Origin of the sequence: Glutamicibacter sp. 0426, assembly GCF_001906485.1 — a bacterium.
Lineage (GTDB): Bacteria > Actinomycetota > Actinomycetes > Actinomycetales > Micrococcaceae > Glutamicibacter > Glutamicibacter nicotianae.
On record NZ_MPBI01000001.1, the window covers coordinates 769,525 to 795,912 of the forward strand.

A 26,388-nucleotide genomic window follows, 5' to 3' on the forward strand; every position below is an offset into this window, starting at 1 on the left:
GCCGGTCTGCGCTTGTTCGTCCTGTCACAGGCCGGTGTGCTGGGAAGAACTTGAAGTTGCGGCGTATGCCCATGACAGCAGCCGGTCGGCGCAGTAGGCTGAAGAGCAGACCCACTGGAACATTGTGTGCAGGAGGAATGTTTTGCCTACCGTAGCCGACCACCTGATTGAACAGCTCGATACCCAGGGAGTGCGCCGCATCTACGGCATCCCGGGCGATTCCCTGAACGGCTTAACCGATTCCCTGCGGGAGAACGGGCGGATCGAATGGGTCCACCACCGCCATGAGGAAGCCGCCGCCTTCGCGGCAGCGGCGGAGGCGGAAATCACCGGCGAGCTGACCGTCTGCGTCGGCTCGTGTGGACCGGGCAACCTGCACTTGATCAACGGGCTGTACGACGCGAACCGCTCGCGCGTCCCGGTACTGGCGATCGCCGCGCACATCCCTACCGGGGAGATCGGCTCCAACTATTTCCAGGAGACCCACCCGGTCGAAGTCTTCCGCGAATGCTCCGTCTATGCCGAACAGGTTTCCGATCCGAAGCAGATGCCCCGGATGCTGCGCATTGCGATGCGCGAGGCTATCGAGAAGCGCGGTGTGGCGGTGCTGGTGATTTCCGGCGATGTGGCGCTGGCGGAGATGGAACGCACGCCAACGCAGAAGATCATCAAGACCAATCCGCGGGTGCTGCCCAATGAAGAGGAGCTCGAGCGCGCCGCCGAGGTCCTCGAAACCTCGCGCAAGGTCACCATTCTCGCCGGCGCAGGTGTGGCCGGAGCGCATGAGGAGGTCATCGAGCTGGCTGGCAAGCTCGCTGCGCCGATCGTGCATGCCATGCGCGGCAAGGAGCATATCGAATACGACAACCCGTACGATGTGGGCATGACCGGCCTGCTGGGCTTCGCTTCGGGTGCCAAGGCGATCGCCGAATGCGATGTGCTGCTGATGCTGGGCACCGATTTCCCCTACCAGCAGTTCTACCCGCAGGATGCGACCATTATCCAGGTGGATATCCGCGGCGAGCAGATCGGCAAGCGCACCCGGGTGGATATCCCGCTGGTCGGCACGGTGAAGGACACGGCCGCGGCACTGGCCGCCGTGCTTCCGGTGCAGACCCACCGCAAGCACCTGGAGGCCGCGGTGGAGCACTACCGCAAGACCCGTACGAAGCTCGACGAGCTGGCTACGCCCTCCAAGGCCGGCGCCGCAATCCACCCGCAGTATTTGGCCCGGCTGATCGACCAGCACGCAGATGAAGATGCGATCTTCACCGCCGACGTGGGTTCCCCGGTGATCTGGGCGGCCCGCTACCTGTCGATGACCGGCAAGCGCCGGGTGCTCGGCTCCTTCAACCACGGTTCCATGGCCAACGCGCTGTGCCACGCCCTGGGAGCCCAGGCAATTGACCGGAAGCGCCAGGTGATCGCCTTCGCCGGGGATGGCGGATTGGCCATGATGCTCGGCGAGCTGCTCACTGCCACGCAGAACAAGCTGCCGGTCAAGATCGTCGTGTTCAACAACTCCTCGCTGAATTTCGTGGAACTGGAGATGAAGGCCGCCGGGTTCGTCACCTACGCCACCGATCTGCACAATCCCGACTTCGGGGCCGTGGCCACCGCCTCCGGGCTCAAGGGCTACCGGGTGGATGATTCGGCGCAGCTCGAAGCCACGGTGGAAGAATTCCTGGCTCATGACGGTCCGGCGCTGCTGGATGTGGCGACCGACCGCCAGGAGATGTCGATGCCGCCGGAAATCAAGCTGGAGCAGGCCAAGGGCTTTGCCTTGTATGCCCTGAGGACCGTGCTCTCCGGACGCGGCGACGAGCTGCTGGATCTGGCGAAAACCAACTGGCGCCAACTGTTCTAGCGGATTTGTGCCTATGCTTGTTGCTGGTGCCCTTGGTACCAGCAACACGTTTGTGACATCAGAAAGTTGGCGCTTTGGCTTCGCAACCTGCCGCTCTGCATGCGGCCACCATCGAGGATTTCACCCGCAACCTGGCAACTGTCAACCAGAAGATCGCCGCGGCGGCAACGGCTGCGGGCCGGGACGCCGGCTCGGTCCGGCTGCTTCCGGTGACCAAGACCATCGATACCGACCGCTTGGCCTTGGCGATCGCCGCCGGTGTGGACACGCTGGGGGAGAACAAGGTCCAAGAGGCGCAGGGCAAGTACGAGCATTTCTGCGAGAAGTTCCCGCACCTGCGCTATGCGATCATTGGTCCGCTGCAGACGAACAAGGCGAAGTTCGTGGCGAAGTTCGCTGATGAATTCCATGCGCTGGACTCGCTGAAACTCGCCGAGACCTTGCAACGCCGACTGGAGCTCGAAGATCGGACGCTGGAGGTCTTCATCCAGGTCAATACCTCCGGGGAGGAAAGCAAATCCGGAATCCAGGCTGATGAGGCAGCCGGGTTGCTTGCCGGTTTGGCGCCGCTGGACCGATTGAAGCCGGTGGGCCTGATGACCATGGCGGCGAATACCACCGATGAAGCATCCATCCGCGGCAGCTTCTCCTTGCTGCGCGAGACCCGTGACCAATTGCAGCAGGTTGCTCCTGACAGCTTCCAGCACCTGTCCATGGGCATGAGCGGCGACTACGAGCTGGCCATCGCCGAAGGAGCCACTGTTGTGCGCGTGGGCCAGGGAATCTTCGGTGCCCGCACCTACCCGGCCTAGAAGACTTCTGCATCGTTTCCGAGCTTCGCGACCAGGGGCAGCTGATATTTCTTAGCTGCCCCTGTTTGGCGTTCTCCACAATCGGTCGTGCGGCTCCCAAACTGTCGGTTCAGAGGCTGACACTACATGTAGGGGTGCACGATGTGCACCCGGAACTGGATAGGGGAAGCGAAACACGCCGACGAACATCTCACAGAAGAATTTTTAACCCACAATGGAGTTCTGCCAACCTGTGGACAAAGGAGCCGGGTCCGCTAGAAATCGCGGTTTAAACGGGGGTTAATATCCACAGATCCTGTGGACGTCATCGTGGATGAATGACATACTTGTAATACATCATGTTGTGGCCGCTTGACCGGCCAAACACAAGATGTAGTATTGAACCCGTTGGTGCGGCTCGCACCAGAAGCACCTCGAAGCAGTGGTTTCGAGGCATCCGAGAGGATGGCTAGGTACTTTCCGAGAATCCGGGAACCTAGCCGAAAATAGACTTTCCAAAGGGGATCAGGGACATGGCCATCACGGTTTACACGAAGCCTTCCTGCGTTCAGTGCAACGCTACTTACCGCGCGCTGGATAAGAAGGGTGTCGAGTACAACAAGGTAGACATCTCTCAGGATGCGGCAGCCTTGGAGCACGTTCGTGGCTTGGGCTACATGCAGGCACCTGTCGTAATCACCGATGACGATCACTGGTCGGGTTTCCGCCCAGACAAGATCGAGTTGCTGGCACCAGCCAACTAATTCAGAACTCCATCCGCTATCTTCTAGTGGAGGCGAAAAAATAATGGCACCTGCAGCACTTGCCGACAGGCAAAATGCTGAGGCCCAGGAACCGCTGGAATTCACCGATTCGAACCTGATTTACTTCTCATCGGTTTCGGAGAACACGAAGCGTTTCGTGGAGAAGCTCGAGATGGATGCCGCGAGGATTCCGGTCTACGCGACCGAACCGCAGCTCATCTCGACAGCCCCGTACGTGCTGCTCATACCCACTTATGGCGGAGAGCAAGGCAAGCGTTCAATCATGCCGCAGATCATGAAGTTCCTGCGGCATGATGTGAACCGGGCGAATCTTCGCGGCGTGATCGGTGCGGGGAATACAAACTTCGGCGAGTACTACTGCATTGCGGCCAAGCGCATTGCCGAGAAATGCAACGTACCCGTGCTTTATACATTCGAAATTATGGGAACCTCAGAAGACGTTCTCAACGTCAAAGAAGGGCTTGAAACCTTTTGGACACCAGCGTCGCAGAACCGGCAGCAACGATGAAGAGCTCAAAGGAGCTCCCAGCCCAGTTCCAGGGCTTGAGCTACAACGACTTGAACGCCATGCTGAACCTCTACGGTCCAGATGGAAAGATCCAGTTCGAGGTAGACCGCTATGCGGCTCGCCAGTATTTCTTGGATCACGTGAACAACAACACCGTGTTCTTCCACGATCTGGACGAGAAGCTTGAATACCTCGTCAAGCACGAGTACTACGAACGCGAAACCCTCGACCAGTACTCGATGAACTTCATCCGGGATCTGTTCAAGCACGCCTTCGGCAAGAAGTTCCGCTTCGAAACCTTCTTGGGCGCCTTCAAGTTCTACACTTCGTACACTTTGAAGACCTTCGACGGAAAGCGCTACCTGGAACGCTATGAAGACCGCGTCTGCATGGTGGCCCTGCACCTGGCACGCGGCGACGAGAAGCTGGCCCGGCATCTGGTCGACGAGATCATCGAAGGCCGCTTCCAGCCTGCTACCCCAACCTTCCTGAATGCCGGCAAGGCGCAGCGCGGCGAACTGGTCTCCTGCTTCCTGCTTCGCATCGAAGACAACATGGAGTCCATCGCCCGCGCGGTGAACTCGTCGCTGCAGCTTTCCAAGCGCGGCGGTGGTGTTGCCCTGTCGCTGACCAACCTGCGTGAGCATGGTGCCCCGATCAAGCAGATCGAGAACCAGTCTTCCGGTGTCATCCCGGTCATGAAGCTTCTTGAAGATTCCTTCTCCTACGCGAACCAGCTCGGTGCACGCCAGGGCGCCGGTGCCGTCTACTTGAACGCGCACCACCCGGATATCTACCGCTTCTTGGATACCAAGCGCGAAAACGCTGATGAGAAGATCCGCATCAAGACCCTGTCCCTGGGTGTTGTCATTCCGGATGTCACCTTCGAACTGGCGCGCAAGAACGAAGACATGTACCTGTTCAGCCCGTACGACGTCGAGCGCGTCTACGGCCAGCCGTTCAGCGAAATCTCCGTCACCGAGAAGTACTACGACATGGTCGACGATGCGCGCATCAAGAAGACCAAGATCAACGCCCGCGAGTTCTTCCAGACTCTGGCCGAGATCCAGTTCGAGTCCGGTTACCCGTACATCATGTTCGAGGACACCGTGAACAAGGCAAATCCAATTGCCGGCCGCATCACCATGTCCAACCTGTGCTCGGAAATCCTCCAGGTTTCTTCCGCTTCGGAATTTGCTGACGACCTGAGCTACAAGACCGTCGGCAAGGACATCTCCTGCAACCTCGGTTCGATGAACATCGCCAAGGCCATGGACGGCAAGGATCTGGCTACCTCGGTAGAGATCGCCATCCGTGCGCTGAGCGCCGTTTCGGACATGTCGGACATCGCTTCGGTTCCTTCGATTGCCGATGGCAACCGCAAGTCGCACGCCATTGGCCTGGGCCAGATGAACCTGCATGGCTTCCTCGCTCGCGAGCACATCTACTATGGCTCCGAAGAAGGCATCGACTTCACGAACATCTACTTCTACACGATCCTTTTCCACGCGCTGACTGCTTCGAACAAGATCGCGATGGAACGCGGCGAGACCTTCGACAACTTCGAGAACTCGAAGTACGCCTCCGGCGAGTTCTTTGACAAGTACACCGAGCAGGAATGGGCACCAGCTACCGAGCGCGTCCGCGAACTGTTCGAAGGCATGCACATTCCTACCCAGGAAGACTGGAAGGCGCTGAAGGCTTCGGTCATGGAGCACGGCATCTACAACCAGAACCTCCAGGCAGTTCCTCCAACCGGTTCGATCTCGTACATCAACAACTCGACCTCCTCGATCCACCCGGTCGCAGCGAAGATCGAAATCCGCAAGGAAGGTAAGATCGGCCGCGTTTACTACCCGGCTCCTTACATGAACAACGAGAACATCGACTTCTACGAAGACGCTTACGAAATCGGCTACGAGAAGATCATTGACACCTACGCCGCTGCAACCCAGCACGTCGACCAGGGCTTGTCGCTGACCTTGTTCTTCAAGGACACCGTCACTACTCGTGACATCAACAAGGCCCAGATCTACGCATGGCGCAAGGGTATCAAGAGCCTGTACTACATCCGCCTGCGCCAGCTCGCGCTGGAAGGCACCGAGGTTGAAGGTTGCGTCTCCTGCGCACTGTAAAACCTTGAGCCATTGACCGGTTAGCCGGTCCATGGCATCACGCAACAGCTGCCGCAGGGCTCCGCCCAGCGGCAGCTGTTGCACATCAAAACCACTTCAGATCGTGTCAACGATCCGACATGAACTCGGGACCTTGCTGCACCGGCACCGTTCGAAAGAACGGTAGAGTTGTAGGCAAAGTTCTTAACACGATTTAGCTTTTCGATGAGGGGCAATGACCGAGAAGATTCAGCTCACCAACAAGGTTGAAGCAATCAACTGGAACCGTATCCAGGACGATAAGGACGTGGAGGTCTGGAACCGACTCGTCAATAACTTCTGGCTTCCGGAGAAGGTGCCGCTGTCCAACGACATCCAGTCCTGGGCCACCCTGACCGAAGACGAAAAGCTGCTGACCATGCGTGTCTTCACCGGCCTGACCCTGCTGGACACCTTGCAGGGCACCGTAGGCGCCGTCTCGCTGATTCCGGATGCACTGACCCCGCACGAAGAAGCCGTGTACACCAACATTGCCTTCATGGAGTCGGTGCACGCCAAGAGCTACTCCTCGATCTTCTCGACCCTGGCCTCCACCAAGGAAATCGATGAAGCCTTCCGCTGGTCCACCGAGAACGTGAACCTGCAGAAGAAGGCCCAGATCATCGAGAGCTACTACCACGGCGAAGATCCGCTCAAGCGCAAGATCGCTTCGACCCTGCTCGAATCGTTCCTGTTCTACTCGGGCTTCTACCTGCCAATGCACTGGTCCTCGCATGCCAAGCTGACCAACACTGCTGACTTGATTCGCCTGATCATCCGTGACGAAGCGGTCCACGGCTACTACATCGGCTACAAGTTCCAGAAGGGTCTGGAAGACGCCAGCGAGGAACGCAAGCAGGAGCTGAAGGACTACACCTTCGAGCTGATGTACGAACTGTACGAAAATGAAGTCCAGTACACCCATGACCTCTACGATCCGGTTGGCCTTTCCGAGGACGTTAAGAAGTTCTTGCACTACAACGCCAACAAGGCTCTGATGAACCTGGGCTACGAGGCCATGTTCCCATCCACCGTGACCGACGTATCCCCAGCGATCTTGGCCGCGTTGAGCCCGAACGCTGATGAGAACCATGACTTCTTCTCCGGTTCCGGTTCCTCCTATGTCATCGGCAAGGCAGTAAATACCGAAGACGAGGACTGGGACTTCTAGTACCTAGCTTTTCCGACACTGGCCCCACCAATTTGGTGGGGCCTTTGTCATGAGCGGCGCTATACGCAACGCACAGCGGCAATTGGTAGATACTTGGAAAGTACGAGTTGCTATCAATGCGCGGGAGTCAATGTGCAGATCGAATCCACTTCGGATGAACAAAGTTCATTGGACGACCAGCAAATTCAGCGGATTCGACGCAAATCCATTTCTGTCCTCGCCGCAGGACAGATTCTTGGTGGCTTGGGCAGTGGCGCAACCCTGACCTTGGGGTCGCTGCTGATTGTGAATGTTTCCGGGCTCGATGAACTGGCCGGCATGGCGGCAACCATGAATACACTGGGTGCCGCCATCATGGCACTGCCGCTGGCGATGCTCGCTCAGAAATTCGGCCGGCGTGTTTCGCTATCAACAGGTGCCTTGCTGGCGGCCAGCGGCGTCACCATCATCATTGCCTCAGCATTCCTGAGATATTGGCCGCTGCTGCTGCTCGGCATGCTGGTTCTAGGAACCGGCTCGGCAATGAATCTCCAATCCCGATTCGCTGCCACGGATTTGTCCAGCAAATCCACTCGCGGCCGTGATCTCTCCGTCGTCGTATGGTCGACAACCATCGGCGCAGTAATTGGTCCCAACTTGTTCGAGCCTGGCGAAGAACTCGCTCGGTTCATAAGTCTCCCATCGTTTACCGGAGGCTTTCTCATCGCCATGTGCGCGCAACTGATCGGCGTGCTGGTTTACTGGGTTGGCTTGCGTCCCGACCCTTTGCAGATTGCACAGCAACGAGCTGCTGTCCACACGCAAAAAGCCCAGCTTCGCCGCAGTGGCTGGAACATCCTGAAAAACATTCCCGCAGCTCGACGCGCGGTGCTCACCGTGGCTTTGACCCACCTCTACATGGTGTCCATGATGTCAATGACTCCAATCCACATGCAGCATCAAGGGGCAAATCTGACGCTCATCGGCATCACGATTTCAATTCATGTTGCCGGGATGTACGCATTGTCGCCGGTATTCGGCTGGCTCACGGACAAGGCAGGAGCGCGGACGATCATCTTCGCAGGGCAAGCATTGCTGATCACGGCAAGCATACTCGTGTGGATCGATTCAGAGAGCCACACCGTGACAACCTTTGCTTTGCTGAGCCTGGGACTCGGCTGGTCTGCGGCCACAGTTGCCGGGGCAACAATGATTTCCGGGGCGGTTGGTATTTCAGAACGTCCACAACTGCAGGGCACCTCGGATCTCTGCATGAATCTTGCCGGTGTGCTTGGAGGGCTTAGCGCTGGCCCGGTCCTGGGAGCCGTCGGGTTCCAAGGGCTGGCCGTGGTGCTGTTGATCTTCGCGATGCTCATGATTGCTGTGAATTTGAAGCCAAACAGCTCGGATGCTGTCTACGATTAGCGGATAGTGCCAAGCTGGAAGCCGGTTACTTCACACGGAAGGTACGGGCTCATGGCAGAAGATACACGGTGCGTCATTGTTGGGGGAGGGCCGGCCGGAATGGTGGCCGGTTTGCTGCTTGCCCGCAGCGGTGTGCCAGTAACGGTTCTTGAGAAGCACGCAGATTTCCTCAGGGATTTTCGTGGCGACACCATCCACCCCTCAACGCTGCAGTTGCTTGATGAAATCGGGCTGATAAGCGAGTTCGAAAAGATCAATTTCAGCAAGGTTGCTCAAGCGAGCATCCCCGCCAGGGATGGCTCGCCAGCTACAGTTCTCGACCTGTCGCGGTTGGAGCATCCATTTCCGTTCATCGCCATGGCGCCGCAGTGGGATTTCCTCAACTTGTTGGCTCGTGCAGGTGAAGCCGAACCGAATTTCGAGCTGAGGATGAGTACCTCGGTAACTGACGTTGTCACCGAAGGAGGCCGCATAATTGGCGTCAAGTATGAAGACTCGGCCGGCGGCGGTGAAATGCGTGCATTGCTCACTATTGCGGCAGACGGCGGGTGGTCCCGTGTCAGAGAAGCAGCCGCACTGCCGATGAGGGAATTCTCCGTACCGATTGATGTGTGGTGGTTCAAGATTCCAAGCAACGTGGATCGAAAGAACGAACTGACTCCAGCATTTGCCAAGGATCGATCTTTTGTCCTGATTCCGCGCGAGGGATATGTGCAGGCAGCCATGCTTTTGCCGAAGGGGCACGATGCCCGGCTACGCGCAGAAGGCGTCCAGTCATGGAGGAAGTCAATCATCCAGGCCGCTCCCGAGCTGGCAGACGGCGTACAAAGTTTGGCCCTTGATGATGCGAAGCTTCTGGACGTCAAGCTAAATCGCGCGAAACAGTGGTGGCGGAGAGGCCTGCTGTGCATTGGGGATTCTGCCCATGCCATGAGTCCAGTTGGGGGAATCGGCATCAACTTGGCTGTGCAGGATGCTGTAGCAGCGGCACGGATCTTGGCGCGGCCTCTTCGGGAAGGGACGATTTCTGATCATGATGTGGCAGCAGTACAACGCCGCCGAACCGTCCCGACAGTTGCTACACAGATGGTTCAACGAGTTATGCATCGCGGGCTAACCCGCGTCATGCAGGCCAGCGGCGAATTCCGGGTGCCGATGCCGGTAGCTTCCGCTTTTCGCTTGTTCCCGAAGCTCACGACATTGCCAGCTCGTCTGCTTGGTGTAGGGGTTCTTCGCGAACGACCTCCGGTCGAAGCCTGCCGGTAGAAAACGGTTAAAAGCAGCAAAGGTGCAGTTCCATCCTTGCGGGGAACTGCACCTTTGAAGAAAGTCTCTTAGCGAGCCTGGATGTTGGTAGCCTGTGGGCCCTTTGGACCAGCTTCCAGGGTGTACTCAACGGTCTGGCCCTCTTCGAGGCTACGGAAACCGAAGCTCTGGATTGCGCTGTAGTGTGCGAAGACGTCAGCCGATCCATCCGAAGGAGCGATGAAGCCGAAGCCCTTTTCAGCGTTGAACCATTTTACGGTGCCAGTGGCCATAGTGTTATTTCCTTATTTATTGATGGCCACGATGTGGCCTGGTTGCCGATCCGAAGTTTCGAATCGGAAAATTTAGGGGTTACCTCGCGCAGAGCTGCCGAGAACGATTCGCCTGCCGTCGATACGGAGCATCGAATACTGATTTTGCCGGTATCGGCCAAAACGGGGGTCGCTGCACGTGCTTAGACATCATCGGTTTCCAGGCTGCTAACGGGTAATGACCCCACGCTAACGGAGTAGAACAAGGAAGCCACAGAAAAGTGACGCACGGAGACGTCGAGATGTTTTATCTGCAGTGAAGAAGAGAAGATGAAGAATTCGTTTCGATAGGAGTTCATTCAATCTGAAGATCGATGAACCGATTTGCAAAGCACAGACGATTTGTTGGCTGTGCTACAAATCCTACTGCTAACAATTGCTGGCGGGGACTCACACCTGCAACCGTTGAGGTAACGAATAAAGCCTACCATTGATCGCCGGCCGGTGGGGCGTGACGTGTGATACGTGGGTAATCTGCCGAGGAAAATCACACCATCGGAGTTCACGACTTGTCGATTGACTAGTACGTTAGCAAGATGTAATTCTCTGCAGAATTGATGAGCATTATTCTCGCGCCCATCGGGTGGCCGCAGCACGGCCCCCTGGAAATTAGTGCGCCAGGGGGCAGGGGCAGCAGCTACGGTTTCGCTGGCGCTGGGGCCTTAGCCAACCGACTGCCCAGCAGATCAGCATTGATGGCAGCTCCTGCGACCGTTCCAGATGCTGCCGCGGCCATGACCATCGCGCCCAGGTTACTGGCGTTTCCCGCGGCGTATACTCCGGGCAGAGCGGTAGCGCCCATTTCATTGACTTGGATGAAGGTGCCAAGCGGATTTTCGGCAAGCTGCCCGCCGAGCGACAGGTAAAGCGAGGCTTGCGCGTTCATCTGGCTTGCCACTACCAGTGCCTGCGCGTTGACCTTTCGGCCGTCTGCAAGGGTCACTGAATCCAGATTCCCCTGAGCATCGAAATCGATCGCTTGCACTGCTTGCTCGATGACCGGTATTTCCAAGGCGGCAAGTGTTGCGCGATTCTCGTCGTTCAATGCGGCCGGGGTGTGGTTGATGAAGGTGACGTTAGGGCTTAGCTGGCTGAACATCATCGCTTGATGGGTGCTCATAGGTCCGATACCGAGAACCAGGATTTCCTGGTCGCGGACTTCCCAGCCATGGCAGTAAGCGCAGTGGACCGCGGTATCGCCCCATGCGCGGGCCAAGCCTGGAATCGCAGGCAAGTCATCGACCAGACCCGTCGCCAGCACGATGCGGTCTCCGCTGAATGCTTGGCCGGACATCGTGACGCGGAACCCGGTTTCCATCGATCCGCTGAGGCCGTCGACTGCACCTTGGATAATTTGCACTCCGTAGTTCATGGCCTCCTGCCGTCCGCGGGACAAGAAGTCAAGGGGATTGATGCCTTCGTTTCCCAGGATGTTATGCGCATGCTGCGCTGCAGCGTTTCGCGGCTTTCCTTCATCGATAACCAGCACAGTGCGCCGCGAACGGCCTAGCGCGATGGCGGCCGCGAGTCCCGCACTGCCGCCGCCGATGACGATTGCTTCGTAATGTTCCATGTCCCTCTCCTTGCTGCGTTCGGTGTACTGTCCACGGTATCGACGACTTGCGCGAAAGGGTGTACCGTTTTGCGCATGACGCAAGAAATCGATGTGGATCAGATTATCCGGCAACGTATCAGGACGCTTCGGCAGAATCTCGGATGGTCATTGGAATCATTGGCGAGCAAGGCATCCCTCAGCGTTTCCACGCTCAGCAGGATCGAAACAGGAAGCCGTCGTATTGCCCTTGACCAGCTGATACCCATAGCCAAGGCGCTGAACACCAGTTTGGACGAGCTCGCGTCAACCTCTGAGGCCGAGATCATTATCCGCCCGGAGCCGATTTCGATGCCGGGGGTCACCATGTGGAAGCTGTCCACCGATGACGCGGTGAACGGTGTGAATGTTTCGAAAATGCGCTTCGATCCTTCGCAGGCGCCCGCTCCCACCGAGCTGCGCATCCATCCGGGCAAGGAATGGTTCACAGTGCTCCTCGGCGAGATCCAGCTGAAGCTGGGGGATCGAACCTACCATGTGAAGGCAGGTCAATCCGCCCAGTTCGACACCATGACTCCTCATGCGATGTGGGCGGTCAATGGTGTTGCCGAGGTGCTCGGAATCATGGATCATGCCGGCCAGCGAGCCCATGAGCACGACACAGCCGGCTAGTTTAGTGAATTCAATTACTCTTGGATAGCCTGAGGGCAGAGTATTGAACACCGCGATGCCAGGAGGGCAACGATGACGCACCAGCTCAACGAAGAGCTAGAACAGACCCTAGCTGATGGCGATTTCTATTTTGAAGCTCTTGGCGATGGGCGCTATCGCTCGTCATGGCATTCCCAGGGTGCGTGGAATCCGCATGAGCAGCATATGGCTCCCGCCTCGGGAATCTTGGCTTATGCCTTGGAAAATTTCCAGCCACGCGCAGACATGCGCATCGCACGGATCAGCTACGAAATCCACGGTCTGATCCATGCCGGGGAATTCGAGATCTCAACGCGAATGGTCCGTCCCGGCCGGACGATCGAATTGATTGAGGCCGAGATGACTGCCAAGGGCCGCACCAGCATCGTTGCGCGCGCCTGGCGAGTCATCCAGAGCGACACCAGTGCGGTAGCAGGGATCGAAGACAAGGAAATCCCGGGTCCAGATGCCTGCTCGGTCCGGGACATCAGCGAGAAATGGCCTGGTGGCTACATCAAATCCATCGAGATGCGTGCCAATGATGAGCTGCGCCCAGGTCGGGGCTTCGCATGGCTGCGTACTCCTTATGTGCTGGTCGACACGGGAGACGCTACTGCGTTATCCAGCCTGGTGGGAATGATCGACACGGCAAACGGCGTGGTGCCACGTGTGGATCCGGGTGAAGGGACCTGGATCTACCCGAACGTGGATCTCCAGATCCACATGTATCGCATGCCGGTAGGCGAGTGGCTGGGGCTGGATGTCCAGCAGAGCTTCGGCACCGACGGCATCGGACTGACCTCAACGGTTTTGCACGATGAAACTGGCCCTTTCGGCCGGGCCGAGCAGATCCTGACGGTCCGTTCGCGCTAGTTCGATGCGCCGGCTGAAAGCTTGGCCAGCAGCTTCTTGAGCTCTGGCTTGGACTTCAGCGTGAACTGCCGCTGGCGGTACTTTTCCCGGTCTGCGCTGTGGGCCTGGAAAAGTGCATAGCCGCGCTTGGCCAGGAATAAGATCGGCTTCCGGCGCTGTGCCACGTCGCGAACGAATCTCCGAAGAGCGGTGACCAAGGCCGGTTCGTCGACATAGTACGCCTGGACATTGATGCCCTTGGCACGCAGCGGCTCAAGGATTTCGTAGAGGAAGATGCCTTCGGCGACGATCGGTCCTCCGGCGCACGTGATTTCGCGATGCCCGTTGTAGCTCGAGGTTGCGATTGAGTAGTTGGGGACCATGGTGGTACCGCGCTGGAGCAAATCATCGATTGCCTGCAGCGCGGCTTCCTGATTCCAGGTAGCCGAATCGTCCCAGTCGATTTCGCCGTAGCCGGTGCGGGGGAACTCAACAGGATTCCCGTCTTCACTGATCTGGCGGTAGAACTCGTCCAGCGGCAGATGAGGCTGGCCGAATTTCGACGCGAGATAGGACTTGCCGGATCCGGACGGCCCGGCAATCAGGATGACAGGGGTTGAAGAATTTGGCACGCCTTTTATTATGGCCCAGAAATGCCGGCCTTCGGCAACCAGCTGCTGTGACATCTACTCCACCTGAATCGATTTGCTGAATTAGACTCAGTTCCATGAGTTTGTGGAATGCCCAGTCAGATGCGCCGTTATCCGTGGAAATCGAAGTTCCAAGCGGAGACCCGGCAACTGACCTAGAACGCGGAGTGCAGTTGCTGCGCGATGTCCAGTCGGGCGAGAGGGGTTCTTTGCTACGGCTCTATCGTCCGGACCCGACTCTGGCCTTTGGCCAGCGTGATGTGCGTCTGGACGGCTATGAGGAGGCGCGGGAGGTGGCGCAGCAGCTCGGCTTTGCGCCATTGGTGCGCAAAGCCGGTGGCCGAGCCGCGGCATATCACCGGGGCACATTAATCGTTGACCACATTGAGCCCGAAGCTGAGGCAGTGATGCGCCAGCAAAGCCGCTTCGAGGTATTTGCCCGCGTCTACGCCAACGCCTTCCAGCGCCTTGGCGTAAATGCGCAGGTCGGGCCAATCCCGGGGGAGTACTGCCCCGGCGATCATTCGGTACATGGTCTCCCTGACGGGAACTCGCCGCGCAACTATCCAGTGAAGCTGGTAGGAACGGCTCAGCGTGTGGTTTCCGGCGCATGGCTGTTCTCTTCAGTCTTTGTTGTCGAGGATTCTTCGTCCTTGCGCCAGGTCCTTGATGGGGTCTACCAGGCAATGGGTGTTCCGATGGATCCGACAACGGTAGGCGCAGCGAACGATTTGCTCGCCGGTGTCACCACTGAAGCATTTGTTTCCGCGTTGCTCGAGGAATACCGCGAGCACGCAACGCTGCACGGTGCATAGCGCAGCTTAAAAAAGCATCGGCACCTGCTAGGGGGTGCCGATGCCTGGTCTTGCGAGTGGAACTATGCGCCGACGCGCTCAACAACCTCGTCGATGCGCGGGTTGGTGGCTGCGGATCCATCCGGGAAAATCAGAGTTGGAACGGTCTGGTTGCCGTTGTTGAACGACTCGACGATCTCCGCGGTGCCTTCAACTTCTTCGATATTCACCTCGGTGTAGGCGACACCCTTCTGGTCCATCAGGCGCTTGAGGTTGCGGCAGTAGCCGCACCAGCTGGTGGTGAACATGGTGACTCCGCCGGCAGCGGGAACGTACTGGTCAAGGTTCAATTCATTGCTCATAGTTGGTGTAACGGCACGCATGTTGACTTTGTTCCCGGCTGGCCGGAAAAAGTTCGCTGAATTCTCGGACGCTGCTCGCTAGACTGGGGAGCAGATTTTCCTTGAGGCCGGACTAGGGGGCAAGCGATGTGCGGACGATATGTGATGGCCAAAGCTATCGGCGATCTGGTGGCGGAGGCCGAGGCCGAAGCTGACGACAACCTGGAATTGCGCCAGTCATGGAACGTTGCGCCAACCACCGATGTGCCGATTGTGCTCGAGCGGCTGATCGGCGATGATCTGCACCGCCAGGTCCATGTCGCCCGGTGGGGGCTGGTGCCAGGCTGGGCGAAGGAGCTTTCGGTCGGGGTGCGTGCCTTCAACGCGCGCAGCGAGACGGCCAGCACCAAGCCGACCTTCCGCTCAGCAGTGAAGAAGCGCCGAGCCGTCGTCCCGGTGGAAGGCTACTACGAGTGGAAGAAGGAGGGCAGCAAGAAACGCCCCTTCTACGTGCACCGCGAGGATGGAAAGCTGATCTTCTTCGCCGGCCTCTATGAATGGTGGAAGGACGAGGACGGATCCTGGATTCTTTCCACCTCGATCATGACCATGGACTCGCCTTCGGCTGAAGAACCAGGGGTGCTTGGCGAACTTGCCGGCCTGCACGACCGCTTGCCCATTCCGCTGGGCAAGGAGATGATGGGCCGTTGGATGAACCCTGCCGAGGAAGATGGCGAAGGGCTGATCGAGCAGATTCGTGCAGAAGCGTTCGATGTGGCCTCAGAATGGACCATGCATGAGGTCGACACCGCTGTCGGCAATGTGCGCAACAACTCTCCGGAGCTGATCGAGGCGCACAGCAACTCGCTGTTCTAGCGCTGGTGCCGGGCGGCGTGCTGCACCATCCAGGCGCCGTTGGCCATGGCGAATACTGCCAGCCCCAGTCCCATCAGCCGCCGCGCGGCAACGCCCGCCGGGGACGTGGCCAGCGAGGACAGCTGTGCGTGCGTCAGCGGCTCGTAGGCGAACCAGCCCAAAGGCACCGGTTGCAGCGTATCCCAGATCTTCAACCCGGCCCCTGCCAGGAACAAGGCCAAGGCGAGCGCGGCCAGGATCCAGGGCACGGCTCTGAGGGGGCGCACCGCCAGGATGCGGCGCATCAGGAGGATCCCGGCAGCCAAGCAGAGGGTGACGACGCCGAAGAACACCAGCGCTCCTGCGGCAAGGAGCACTGGGCTCGGCGACTGCGAGATCGCTCCGGCGGCCGAGGAGAAGCTATCTGCGGCGGTGGCCACAGGTTGGCGGCCGTCGTGCCAGATCAAGACGAGGCCGCAGAGCAGGGCGGCAAGGCCGCCATAGCCTGCCGTTCTCTGGATCCGCAAATGCGTTTCAGGCATGGATTCATTATTCCATCGATGGTGCGGGAAACAAGGATGGCGGCAGCAGCCGGCCCGCAGGCCGGCTGCCGCCGCCATTTGGTGGAATCGCTGTCGCGGGTCAGTGCCCGCGCTTGATCCATTCATCCAGGTTCGGCGCTTCGGCACCGATGGAAGTGGCATCGCCGTGACCGGTATTGACCACCGTTTCGGCTGGCAGCACCAGCAGCTTGGTGCGGATCGATTCAATGATCGTCTCGAAGCTGGAGTAGCTGCGCCCGGTAGCACCCGGTCCGCCGTTGAACAGGGTGTCGCCGCTGAACAGCACGCCGAGGTCTTCCGCATAGAAGCAGGTTGAACCTGGCGAGTGCCCCGGGGTGTGCAGCGCGGTCAGCGAGGTGCCGGCGATGGTGAATGAATCGCCTTCGCTGATTTCCGCGTCCACGTCGCGCTCCGGGTAGACAGCTTCCCAGAGCATGCGGTCTTCCGGGTTCAAGAACAACGGTGCATCAACGGCGTCGGCGAATTCGCCGGCGGCGCGGATGTGGTCGTCGTGCCCGTGGGTCAGCAGCACGGCCATGACTTCGCGCTCGCCCACGGCTTCGCGGATCTTGGCAACATCGTGTGCCGGGTCGATCACCATGACCTCGGAATCATCGCCGATGATCCAGACGTTGTTATCGACATCCCAGGTGCCGCCATCCAGCGAGAAAGTGCCGGAGGTGACGACGTTCTCGATGCGGGCAGCCATTAGAGCTCCACCACCGAACGCAGCACGGTGCCTTCATGCATCTTCTTGAACGCCTCTTCGATTTCATCGATCTTGATGCGTTCCGTGACGAAGGAGTCCAGATCCAGCCGGCCGAGCTTGTACTGCTCGACAAGCATCGGGAAGTCGTGGCTTGGCAGGCAGTCGCCGTACCACGAGCTCTTCAGCGAGCCGCCTCGGCCGAAGACGTCCAGCAGCGGCAGCTCGAGCTTCATCTCCGGGGTCGGGACGCCCACCAGCACCACGCGGCCTGCAAGATCGCGGGCGTAGAAGGCCTGCTTGTAGGTTTCCGGACGGCCTACAGCATCGATCACCACATCGGCGCCGAAGCCGCCGGTCAGTTCCTGGATGGCTTCCACGGCGTCGACCTTGGCGGAATCCACGGTGTGGGTGGCGCCGAAGGTCTTCGCGGTTTCCAGCTTGTCAGGGTTGACGTCCACCGCGATGATGGTGGTCGCGCCGGCCAGCTGCGCGCCGGCGATGGCGGCGGCGCCGACGCCACCGCAACCGATCACGGCAACCGACTCGCCGCGCTTGATTTCACCGGTGTTGATTGCCGCGCCGATGCCGGCCATGATGCCGCAGCCGAGCAGGCCGACGGCTGCCGGATCCGCTTCTTCATCCACGATGGTGCACTGGCCGGAGTGGACCAGGGTCTTCTCGGCGAAGGAGCCGATGCCCAGGGCAGCCGACAGCTCGGTGCCGTCCTCGAGGGTCATCTTCTGGGTGGCATTGAACGTGTTGAAGCAGTACTTCGGCTCGCCCTTGGCACAAGCGCGGCACTGGCCGCAGACTGCACGCCAGTTCAGGATCACGCGGTCGCCGACCTTCACGTTGGTGACGTTCTCGCCGATCTGGCTGACGACTGCGGTGGACTCGTGGCCCAGCAGGTAGGGGTACTCGTCGCCGATGCCGCCGAGCTTGTAGTGCAAGTCGGTGTGGCAGACACCGGTGGTGAGCACGTCGACGACTACTTCTCCGGGACCCGGGTCCGGAACGATGATGTCGACGACCTCTACCGGCGCATCCTTGGCGCGGGAAACAACGGCTTTGACCTTATGAGGCATGGGATTTAGCTCCTGGAACGATTGACTGTTGCTGTCTCGATGCTATCGGTGTCCTCGGCGCTTATGGAACATTCGTGACACAATGACGCAGGCTGTTTCGCCCAGAGCCAATTTGCGCAGGTGCACCACGAGTTTCCCGGAACGTATGTGACGGCGCAAGGGCTGCGCCTCGGGCTCAGGCTCCGCTGAGCAGGAGGACGGCACCGAGGGCGGAAACCAGTGCCCGCGCCGAATTGGCCTTGATCCACTGTGGTGCATAGAGCTCCCAAGCCAGCGACCTGCTGCTCCAGCCGCCGATTGAGCGGAACGTTGGCTCCGAGGGTGAGCGGGGCACCGTTCCCATCGGGCTACATCGCCAAACTGCGCCTGGCCTTGGCCCATGATGCGCTGCTTGCCTGCGATGTCGGATGTTCCTCGCCCTTTCGTTTATCGCGGCCTTTCGCAGGGCCTATTCAGCCAGCTCATCGACGCTGCGAGCCGCTGCGCTCGGCTAACCCAAACTGTCGGTCGCGCTGACTAGTGTAACTGTCATTCGAACACGTGTTCGAATAGAATGGTTCTACTAGGTAAGGAGTGCGCACGTGGGGATGTTCACCGAGTCGATCGAGGTGGCTCGCGCAGCGAATGGGATGCCGTTGCGCGTGACCTGGCAGGGGCAGGACTACCGCTTGGTGGCTGAACCGCAGCGCTGGTTCGAGCGCCGCAAATGGTGGGATGAGAACCTGCGGATTCCCCGCGGAGCCGGTGCGGGGATTGCCGACTACGAGATGTGGCGCCTGCAGCTGGTCGCCGTGCGTGGATCCCGCCAAGTGCACAGCGTCGATGTGAGTTTTGATGCGCAAACTGAACGGTGGCGCCTGGTGCGCGTGCATGACTCGCTGGCCCGCAGCGCCTGATGTGCCGGCAGGGGAACATATTTTCGAAGGACATCCATGAGCTTCACCCATCTGAACGTCAGTTCTTCATACAGCGCCCATTACGGCGTCTCGCACCCAAAGCAGCTGGCCCAGGCGGCCAAGGCGCAGGGGGCGCAGATGCTCGCGCTGACTGACCGGGATGGGCTGTACGGGACGGTCAAGCATGTGACAGCCTGCATGGCAGAAGGGCTGCACCCGATTCTCGGGGTGAACCTTGCGGTGCTCGATAGCCACGGGGAAACCCAGGGGCGGATTGTCCTGCTGGCCCGCGGGCGCTGCAACGGTGCGGGATATGCAGCGCTGTGCCGGGCCATCACCCTCGCGCATGGCACTGCGCACGGCGTTCCGGGGCTGGAAGCCGGGCAGTTGGCGCATCTGGGCGCCGGCGGAAACCTGATGATCCTGCTCGGCGGGGAATCGGATGTGGCCCGCGCAATCCTCAAGGGAAACTATGCCCACGCCCGGGCGCTGCTTGCCAGCTGGAAGAAGCGGCTGGGAAAGATGCTGCGCGTGGAGATCACCACGCACCTGTCCAGTCCCGGATCGCGCTACAGCCTCGGCGGAGCAGCCCGCTTGCTGCGCTACGCCCATGAGCGGGGGATCAAGGCCGTCCTCACCAATGCCGTGCGCTACGTAGACCCTGACGGGGCGGTCACCGCAGACATCCTGGACTCGGCGCGCGCCCTGCACAGCCTGAAGAACCTTGACTCCTGCCAACCCAACGGCCAAGGATGGCTGAAAACCCCGCAAGAGATGCGCCAATTGGCCAAGGAAATCGGCCAAGCCACCGAAAGAAGCTGGGCTCAACAGCTGTTGCGGGAAACCGAGGCGCTTGCCGAATGGGCTGCGGCCGACCCGGTAGCCGATCTCGGATGGAAGAAGCCGGTCATCCCCGAAGCCAAGGTCATCGGCCTGCATCGTCCGGCCATGCAAGAACTCACCGAGCGAGTCCACGCAGCGGTGCCCGGGCTCTTGCCGCACGCCAAACCCAGCCTCATTGAAAAACAGCTGGCTCTGGAACTCGGGGTGATCGACCGGCTGGACTTCGCCGGGTACTTCCTGACTGTCGCCGAAACCGTCAACCTCATCACCGAGATGGGAGTGCGCGTTGCGGCCCGCGGCTCCGGTGCCTCCTCGCTGGTGAACTACCTGCTGGGCATCAGCCAGGTGAATCCGCTAGCCCACGACCTCGTGTTCGAACGCTTCCTCTCCGATACCCGCACCACCTTGCCGGACATCGACATCGACGTGGAATCCGCCCGCCGCCACGAGATCTACCGCAAGATCTTCTCCAGCTTCGGCGAAGAGCGCGTGAGCCTGATGAGCATGCAGAACGCCTACCGTGCCCGCGGCGCGGTCCGCGATGCTGGAACCGCCCTCGGGGTGGAGCAGGAGCAGATAGACGAGATCGCTAAGCAGCTGTGGCGCTTCTCCGCATCCTCTTTCCGCGAAGCGCTCACCGAGAAGCCGGAACTGGCAGCATTGGCCGAACGCATTACCGATGACACCCAGCTCGATATCCTCATCGACGCCACCGAACGCCTGGACCGGCTGCCGCGCCATATTTCCATGCACCCCTGCGGTGTGATCCTCTCCGACGCGAGCCTGCTGGACCGCACCCCGGTCCAGCCGTCGGGCATCGGGCTGCAGATGAGCCAGTTCGACAAGCACGACATGGACCTGATGGGGCTGATCAAGCTCGACGTACTCGGGGTGCGCATGCAATCAGCCATCGCCTACACCCTGGAAGAGATCGCCCGCATGCACCCGGACAAGCAGGCGGTCGCGCGCGCCGGAGGGCACGTGGACGACAGCTATATCTCCGCTGCCGGAGCGATCGATCTGTCCCGGGTACCGCTGGATGACGAACCCACGTTCGAATTGATCCGCTCCACCCACACCCTGGGCTGCTTCCAGATTGAATCCCCGGGCCAGCGCGAACTGATCGGCAAGCTCGCCCCACGCGAATTCAACGACCTGATCATCGACATCTCGTTGTTCCGCCCCGGCCCCATGCAATCGAACATGGTCAAGCCCTATCTGGAGCACCGTCACGGTTTCGCTCCGGCCCAATACCTGCACCCGGATCTGATCCCAGCTCTCGCCGAAACCCATGGGGTGACCGTCTTCCACGAACAGGTGCTGCGCATCCTGGATGTGATGACTGGTTGCGGGCTGGGCATGGCCGATGTCTACCGCCGGCTGCTGGGAAACCCGGAAAAGGAACCAGCCGTAGAACGCTATGTGCGCACCGAAGCAACCAAGCGCGGCTACAGCCAGGAGACGATCGACAAGGTCTGGGAAGTGCTCTCCGGCTTCGGGTCCTTCGGCTTCTGCAAAGCCCACGGGGCGGCCTTCGCCGTGCCCACCTACCACTCGGCCTGGCTCAAGGCCCACCACCCCGAAGCCTTCCTTGCCGGCATCTGGGAACATGACCCGGGCATGTACCCCAAGCGGCTGCTGGTCTCCGAAGCCCGGCGCATGGGCATCCCCATCCTGCCGCTGGACATCAACCGCTCCACCGGGCACTACCGGGTCGAACGAGTATTCGAATCCGCTCCAGCGAAGCTCCCGGTGGTGCCACGCGCGCCCAGCTCGCTGCGCCCTGGACGCTACGGGGTCCGCCTGGCCTTCCGCGACATCCACCAGATGAGCGAACGCGAAGTCGAACGCCTGGTCGCCGGCCAACCCTATGAGCACCTTGCAGATGTCCGCGCCCGCGCGGGGCTCTCGCGCCGCACCTACCAGAACCTCGCGGCCCTCGGCGTCTTCGACTCCCTGCTCGCCGGGACCTCGCGTGCCGACACCATCGCCCACACGCAATCCATGGCCCACAGCTCCCTTCCGCCCAAATACCGGCCTGGCCCCGGGCAGCTGGCGCTTGACCTTGGGAAAATCGAACACATCAAGGCCACGGGAACTGAGCTGGAACCTGCCGAAGTGGTGCGTACCGAACTGGACCTGATGCACCTGGATGCCAGCGAGCACCTGATCTCTTCCTACCGGCAACGCCTGGCGCACCTTCCCATCACCCAAGCGGCCGAGCTGCTGCAGTTGCGCAACGGAACCGAGGTCCTCGTCGCTGGAGTGCGCGTGGCCACCCAGACTCCTCCCATGCGTGGAGGCAAGCGAGTGGTCTTCATTTCCGTGGACGACGGGACAGGCTGCATCGATGCGACCTTCTTCGACGACACCCAGCAACGCACCGGGCCGTTGCTTTTCTCTACCCGCATGCTGCTCATCCATGGCGTCACCCGGCGCACCGGACCACGTGGCATCTCGCTGCAGGCGCTGAACGCCTGGGACCTGCATCAGCCCGAAACCTTGCCCGCTGCGGGGTACCTTGAAGAGCAGGGCCGCCCGCAAATCAGCTACCGGCCAAAGCTCGGCGAAGGTGCTCGCAGCATCGAAAGCGTCGGCGAGCTGGCAAAGCGGATGGAAGCCGAAGGGCTGGACCAGAGAGGGGCATGATGCGCTGGTTCGCTGACAGGGTTTTGCCCAGCATGTACATTGGCTCCAAAGGAACAAGTACTTGACGCGAGGGGCAAAGGAACGTGAATGCACAGGATGAACAATTCTTTCTCAAGTGCGTTCAGGCAAACCCCGTCAACCAGCAAATCCTCCACCTCGCCCCGCAGCTAGGTGTTTCGGACTGGTGGCTCACTGCAGGCGCACTATTCCAAACGGTATGGAACGTGCTTGAGGGCAAGGAGCCGCAAAACGGAATTCGCGACTACGACCTCTTCTACTTCGATGAGGACACGTCCTATGAGGCAGAAGACGCAGTCATACGCCGGGCCAAAAAACTCTTCAAAGGCATCGACGCAGAAATCGAAGTCCGCAATGAAGCACGCGTCCACATGTGGTACGAAGAGCACTTCGGGGTGCCAGCCATTCCCTTCACCAGCTCCACGGATGCCATCGATCATTTTGCGGCGAAGACCTGCTGCTTTGCGGTCACCCGTGATGCGCATGGGCAAATAGCCACCTACGCCCCGCATGGATTTGCAGATCTATTCGCCCGGAAGATCGTTCCGAACCCAGTGCTTGCCCCGCGGGAAGTCTACGAAGCCAAGATCAAAAGGTGGTTATCCCAGTGGCCCTCGCTGAGCGCTGACCCCTGGCCCGAGTCGAAAGCATCGACGAACATCACCGAAGGCTGAAAAACCTCACACCGAAGACACGTGCCCGTCCGCGTCGATCACGAAGGACGGATTGTGCACGAAATCCCAGCGGAACCCGTCCGGGTCGGCCACGCAGGCACTCTTGCCGCCCCAAGGCTGAACCGTCGGTTCGGTGACCGACGTTGCTCCAGCATCAAGCGCTCGCCGGTAGAACCGCTCGACTTCCTCATCGGTGTGCACGTTGTGCCCCAGCGACACAGGGGGAGCCTTCTCGCCGTGTCCGATGTCGCCATACTCGCTTGGCATCTGCGTAACGTCCCACAAGGCCAGCATCAAGGAATGCCCGGCACGGACAAAGGCAATCTCCGGGTGGGCTGGCTGCACCAGCTCGAAACCCAGTCCCTCGGTATAGAACCTGGTTGAAGCACCGACATCACGCACGCCGAGGGTGATCGCGCTGATGGTCGGCGGGGCCGACTTGTTCATGTAACCAGCCTAGGGTGCCCTGATCTCGATTGATAGGCCTGGGAGCAGTCGGACGACGATTCTCAAGCCGTAAGGCTCTGCACGCTGGCGATTTCCGAACCGCCAGGGCCGCAAGCCGACACTGACTACAGATGGATCCACTGTTCGTTGCGAGGCGACGACAGGTCGCGCTCACGCTGGGCGCGGAGTTCCAGGTCGACGCGGCTCGGCAGGTGATGGTTGCGCTGTACGCTGCTGGGAGTGCGGCGCAAGCCAAGCCGCCGGGACGAAACGGATGAGTTTGATGCTGGATAGTTTTTCATGCTCGGTTCTCCTTGAACCTGCGTCGGCTCGTCTTCTGCAGAAACCAAACCTGCAGATTCCTTCGCCTCCACTTCGATCTGAGAATTTGCGCTCGCCGGTTCGCTGGACCACTGATCCGGGTGCGGGATGCCGCGCACGTGCCGTGAGCACCAGGCGGCGATAGCTGCAACGATCACCAGTGAGCCGAAGAACAGCAATGTCGGTCCCATGCCCAGCCATTGCAGGCCGAGCCCGGTGAGGAACGGCGCCAGCGGCAGAGCCGACAGGGCCATGAACAAGATCAGGGAATTGGCTCGTCCTGCCATTTCCCGCGGGACTACTGCCATGAAGTAGCCTCCGACCGACGCGTTCAACGCAGGAACGCTCAGGTAGGCCACCAGCAGCATGGCACCCAGCCAGAGCAGATTTGTGTTGAAGCCCATTAGCAGCATCGCTCCGCCCAGAATGCTCAGGCAGCTGCAGGCCAGCACGCCCGTCCGGAATTTCTCGATCAAGCGTCCGGCGAACAGCGAACCGGCGAACATGCCCAGGCCCATGAATGTGGATACCAGGCCGATTACCCATGGGGTTTCGCCGCGTTGCTGCAACCCATAGATCAACGTCGTGTTCAGTCCGTTGGTTCCGATATTGATGACGGTGATCAGGATGAGCATGCTGCGCAGCTGCGGCCTGGCGAAGCACCATCGCATGCCCGCCGCGATGCCGGGCGAGACCGGACGGCTGCCGGCCGGGGAGTGCTCCATGGGCTTTGAAATGGCTTCGGCTGCGCGCAATGGTCCGCGCAGCGCGAACCCCGAAGCGGCGGCGAGCAGCTGCAGGAAACTGACAGCCAACAGGGCAAACCCTGCTCCGAATCCGAGCAGGAGCCCGCCCAGCGGAGCCGCGCCCAGCATGAGCACCGAATCGCGTCCCTGATTTGCCGCCATGGCTCGTCCCAACTGCTTGGGATGGACCACGTCCTTGAGTGCGGCATTCGTGACGGCACCGAAATAGCCTGAACGCAGTTCCATGAGCACGTGGGCCAAGCAGAGCACTGCTACGCTCAGCGAGCCGCTCATGCTGGTCACTGCCAGTGCCAAGGTGAGTGTCGCACCGCAAATCCCTCCGGTGAGCATCATGCGTGCCCTGTCGGAACGGTCGGCCACGGAGCCGCCAAGCAGCGTCAAGCTGGCCCGCGCGGCCAGTCCCAGGGCGGCCAGCGTGCCGGCCTGCACCGTCGAACCGGCCAGTCCCAGCAGGATCAGCGGCAGCACGAAGGAGTAGATGCCGCCAGCCAGCAAGGCCGTGGTGTCGGCAACCCACCAGATGCGGTAGCTGCGCTGGTAATGCAATGCCGGCAGCAGTTGTGCGCCGGCAGCGGTCGCCTGCGGCTGAATCAGGGGAGTCTGGTCCGTGGTCATGCATCAACCATAGACTCGCAAATAAACTTGCGCAATAGAATTTGCGCAACTTAATTTGGGCAATTGCTATGCTGATCCCATGACCCAAGCACAGTCGAATGTCACGTTCACCACGCCAATGCTCAAGGCCATGGCCAACCCGTTGCGTAGGCAGATCTTCGATGCATTGGCCGCGATGGGCACCGGGCGTGCCTCCGATATCGGCGAACTGCTGGGTCTGGCCCCGAACAAGGTCAGCTTCCACCTGCGCGAGCTGGCCAAGGCCGAGATGATCGAGGAGGCTCCCGAGCTGGCGCGCGACAAGCGCGACCGCGTCTGGCGTCCGGCGGCTACCGGCTACACCACGGGCCAGCCCGCGGACCGCACCGGGGATGGTTCTGCCACCGCCATGAACGCCTACCTCGGGCAGGTCATGCACGACGAGCAGCGGCGCTTGGAAGCCGCCTTGGCCCACGCCCAGCGCTGGTACGGAGCCAGCGATTCCAGGCCGGACCTGGCGCAGCTGAGCACCAGCAACCTGATGCTCACCGAAGATGAACGCCAGGAGCTGCAACGTCGTTTGGATGCGGTGATCCCCGCCTTCCGCAAGGACCAGCAGAGCGGGAAGATCGCAAGTTCGCAACCAGCCTCTCAGCGCAAGCTGTGGCACTACTCCGGGCTGCTGTCGGCCGACGAGCTGTTGAACGGGTCACACTCGGGCGAACAATCGGCACAAAACCCGAAGTGAACCGGTTGCGCGACGCAATGCTGAACTAAACTGGATTCTGGCTGGCTGTGGCCAAGGTATGCCACAAGCTATGAAGCCATCACA

General features: G+C 60.2%; 25 protein-coding genes. 16 read left to right on the top strand and 9 right to left on the bottom strand.

The genetic code is table 11. The features are described 5' to 3' along the window. Positions 1 to 142: 142 nt before the first annotated feature. The 8 genes from poxB (at position 143) to BKX98_RS03695 (ending at position 9,945) form a co-directional block, all read left to right on the top strand. Entirely contained in the window at positions 143 to 1,867 is a 1,725-nt protein-coding gene (poxB, locus tag BKX98_RS03660) for a ubiquinone-dependent pyruvate dehydrogenase (RefSeq protein WP_073706166.1), read from the top strand. A 74-nt stretch (positions 1,868 to 1,941) separates the two neighbouring features. Continuing rightward, on the top strand, positions 1,942 to 2,679 hold the full coding sequence (locus BKX98_RS03665; protein WP_038991236.1) for a YggS family pyridoxal phosphate-dependent enzyme: 738 nt from the start codon (positions 1,942 to 1,944) through the stop codon (positions 2,677 to 2,679). Positions 2,680 to 3,191: 512 nt separating this feature from the next. Next, positions 3,192 to 3,422 carry a glutaredoxin-like protein NrdH gene (gene nrdH / locus BKX98_RS03670; RefSeq protein ID WP_013349130.1) on the top strand — a complete coding sequence of 77 codons (231 nt, stop codon included), beginning with the start codon at positions 3,192 to 3,194 and terminating at the stop codon, positions 3,420 to 3,422. Positions 3,423 to 3,465: 43 nt separating this feature from the next. Next, complete coding sequence (gene nrdI / locus BKX98_RS03675) at positions 3,466 to 3,951, top strand: class Ib ribonucleoside-diphosphate reductase assembly flavoprotein NrdI (RefSeq protein WP_073706167.1); 486 nt, start codon at positions 3,466 to 3,468, stop codon at positions 3,949 to 3,951. After that, positions 3,948 to 6,086 (top strand): class 1b ribonucleoside-diphosphate reductase subunit alpha, encoded by a 2,139-nt coding sequence (gene nrdE / locus BKX98_RS03680; protein WP_038991232.1) that lies wholly within the window; start codon positions 3,948 to 3,950, stop codon positions 6,084 to 6,086. Before nrdI ends, nrdE begins: the two co-directional genes overlap by 4 nt. A 214-nt stretch (positions 6,087 to 6,300) precedes the next feature. Continuing rightward, positions 6,301 to 7,275, top strand: a complete 975-nt coding sequence (gene nrdF, locus BKX98_RS03685) for a class 1b ribonucleoside-diphosphate reductase subunit beta (protein WP_073706168.1) — start codon at positions 6,301 to 6,303, stop codon at positions 7,273 to 7,275. Positions 7,276 to 7,407: 132 nt separating this feature from the next. Beyond that, positions 7,408 to 8,679 carry an MFS transporter gene (locus tag BKX98_RS03690; protein WP_073706169.1) on the top strand — a complete coding sequence of 424 codons (1,272 nt, stop codon included), beginning with the start codon at positions 7,408 to 7,410 and terminating at the stop codon, positions 8,677 to 8,679. 51 nt (positions 8,680 to 8,730) lie between these two features. Continuing rightward, positions 8,731 to 9,945, top strand: coding sequence for an FAD-dependent oxidoreductase (locus BKX98_RS03695; RefSeq protein ID WP_073706170.1), 1,215 nt, complete (start codon positions 8,731 to 8,733; stop codon positions 9,943 to 9,945). Between the two features lie 68 nt (positions 9,946 to 10,013). Here the strand turns inward: BKX98_RS03695 and BKX98_RS03700 are convergent, their stop codons facing one another. Both BKX98_RS03700 and BKX98_RS03705 read right to left on the bottom strand, forming a co-directional pair. Beyond that, positions 10,014 to 10,217: a cold-shock protein gene (locus BKX98_RS03700; protein ID WP_013349123.1), complete on the bottom strand. Its 204-nt coding sequence runs from the start codon at positions 10,215 to 10,217 to the stop codon at positions 10,014 to 10,016. Between the two features lie 676 nt (positions 10,218 to 10,893). Beyond that, positions 10,894 to 11,829, bottom strand: a complete 936-nt coding sequence (locus BKX98_RS03705; protein ID WP_073706171.1) for an NAD(P)/FAD-dependent oxidoreductase — start codon at positions 11,827 to 11,829, stop codon at positions 10,894 to 10,896. A gap of 75 nt (positions 11,830 to 11,904) precedes the next feature. On the opposite strand from BKX98_RS03705, the gene BKX98_RS03710 reads away from it, so the two are divergent. Continuing rightward, on the top strand, positions 11,905 to 12,480 hold the full coding sequence (locus tag BKX98_RS03710) for a helix-turn-helix transcriptional regulator (RefSeq protein WP_038991224.1): 576 nt from the start codon (positions 11,905 to 11,907) through the stop codon (positions 12,478 to 12,480). A gap of 72 nt (positions 12,481 to 12,552) precedes the next feature. Then, positions 12,553 to 13,371, top strand: coding sequence for a thioesterase family protein (locus BKX98_RS03715; protein WP_073706172.1), 819 nt, complete (start codon positions 12,553 to 12,555; stop codon positions 13,369 to 13,371). Here the strand turns inward: BKX98_RS03715 and BKX98_RS03720 are convergent. Further along, the gene (locus tag BKX98_RS03720; protein ID WP_052253751.1) at positions 13,368 to 13,982 is read right to left on the bottom strand and encodes a uridine kinase; all 615 of its coding nucleotides are present in this window, start codon (positions 13,980 to 13,982) and stop codon (positions 13,368 to 13,370) included. The genes BKX98_RS03715 and BKX98_RS03720 overlap by 4 nt on opposite strands. A 95-nt stretch (positions 13,983 to 14,077) precedes the next feature. On the opposite strand from BKX98_RS03720, the gene BKX98_RS03725 reads away from it, so the two are divergent. Next, positions 14,078 to 14,815, top strand: coding sequence for a lipoate--protein ligase (locus tag BKX98_RS03725; RefSeq protein ID WP_073706174.1), 738 nt, complete (start codon positions 14,078 to 14,080; stop codon positions 14,813 to 14,815). 62 nt (positions 14,816 to 14,877) lie between these two features. On the opposite strand, the gene BKX98_RS03730 is transcribed toward BKX98_RS03725, so the two are convergent. Then, positions 14,878 to 15,156 (bottom strand): mycoredoxin, encoded by a 279-nt coding sequence (locus BKX98_RS03730; protein WP_073706175.1) that lies wholly within the window; start codon positions 15,154 to 15,156, stop codon positions 14,878 to 14,880. A gap of 126 nt (positions 15,157 to 15,282) precedes the next feature. On the opposite strand from BKX98_RS03730, the gene BKX98_RS03735 reads away from it, so the two are divergent. Then, entirely contained in the window at positions 15,283 to 16,011 is a 729-nt protein-coding gene (locus tag BKX98_RS03735; protein WP_073706176.1) for an SOS response-associated peptidase, read from the top strand. On the opposite strand, the gene BKX98_RS03740 is transcribed toward BKX98_RS03735, so the two are convergent. The 3 genes from BKX98_RS03740 to BKX98_RS03750 form a co-directional block, all read right to left on the bottom strand. Further along, entirely contained in the window at positions 16,008 to 16,532 is a 525-nt protein-coding gene (locus BKX98_RS03740; RefSeq protein WP_073706177.1) for a hypothetical protein, read from the bottom strand. The two genes, BKX98_RS03735 and BKX98_RS03740, sit on opposite strands and share 4 nt — an antisense overlap. Positions 16,533 to 16,632: 100 nt before the next feature. Continuing rightward, on the bottom strand, positions 16,633 to 17,262 hold the full coding sequence (locus BKX98_RS03745; RefSeq protein ID WP_038991218.1) for an MBL fold metallo-hydrolase: 630 nt from the start codon (positions 17,260 to 17,262) through the stop codon (positions 16,633 to 16,635). Next, positions 17,262 to 18,347, bottom strand: coding sequence for an S-(hydroxymethyl)mycothiol dehydrogenase (locus BKX98_RS03750; RefSeq protein ID WP_038991217.1), 1,086 nt, complete (start codon positions 18,345 to 18,347; stop codon positions 17,262 to 17,264). Before BKX98_RS03750 ends, BKX98_RS03745 begins: the two co-directional genes overlap by 1 nt. Positions 18,348 to 18,934: 587 nt before the next feature. On the opposite strand from BKX98_RS03750, the gene BKX98_RS03755 reads away from it, so the two are divergent. From BKX98_RS03755 to BKX98_RS03765, 3 genes are all read left to right on the top strand, one after another. Then, positions 18,935 to 19,243: a DUF6504 family protein gene (locus BKX98_RS03755; protein ID WP_233125289.1), complete on the top strand. Its 309-nt coding sequence runs from the start codon at positions 18,935 to 18,937 to the stop codon at positions 19,241 to 19,243. 36 nt (positions 19,244 to 19,279) lie between these two features. Further along, a complete protein-coding gene (locus BKX98_RS03760; RefSeq protein WP_073706179.1) occupies positions 19,280 to 22,735 on the top strand; it encodes a DNA polymerase III subunit alpha in 3,456 nt (1,151 codons plus the stop codon). Between the two features lie 83 nt (positions 22,736 to 22,818). Continuing rightward, positions 22,819 to 23,427 (top strand): nucleotidyltransferase family protein, encoded by a 609-nt coding sequence (locus BKX98_RS03765; RefSeq protein ID WP_038991214.1) that lies wholly within the window; start codon positions 22,819 to 22,821, stop codon positions 23,425 to 23,427. A gap of 6 nt (positions 23,428 to 23,433) precedes the next feature. Here the strand turns inward: BKX98_RS03765 and BKX98_RS03770 are convergent, their stop codons facing one another. Together BKX98_RS03770 and BKX98_RS03775 are read right to left on the bottom strand one after the other, a co-directional pair. Beyond that, complete coding sequence (locus BKX98_RS03770) at positions 23,434 to 23,874, bottom strand: VOC family protein (protein ID WP_073706180.1); 441 nt, start codon at positions 23,872 to 23,874, stop codon at positions 23,434 to 23,436. Positions 23,875 to 23,999: 125 nt separating this feature from the next. Next, positions 24,000 to 25,577 (bottom strand): MFS transporter, encoded by a 1,578-nt coding sequence (locus BKX98_RS03775; RefSeq protein ID WP_073706181.1) that lies wholly within the window; start codon positions 25,575 to 25,577, stop codon positions 24,000 to 24,002. Positions 25,578 to 25,656: 79 nt separating this feature from the next. Between BKX98_RS03775 and BKX98_RS03780 the strand changes: the two genes are divergently transcribed. Further along, the gene (locus BKX98_RS03780) at positions 25,657 to 26,304 is read left to right on the top strand and encodes a helix-turn-helix domain-containing protein (RefSeq protein WP_073706182.1); all 648 of its coding nucleotides are present in this window, start codon (positions 25,657 to 25,659) and stop codon (positions 26,302 to 26,304) included. The last annotated feature ends 84 nt before the right edge of the window (positions 26,305 to 26,388 follow it).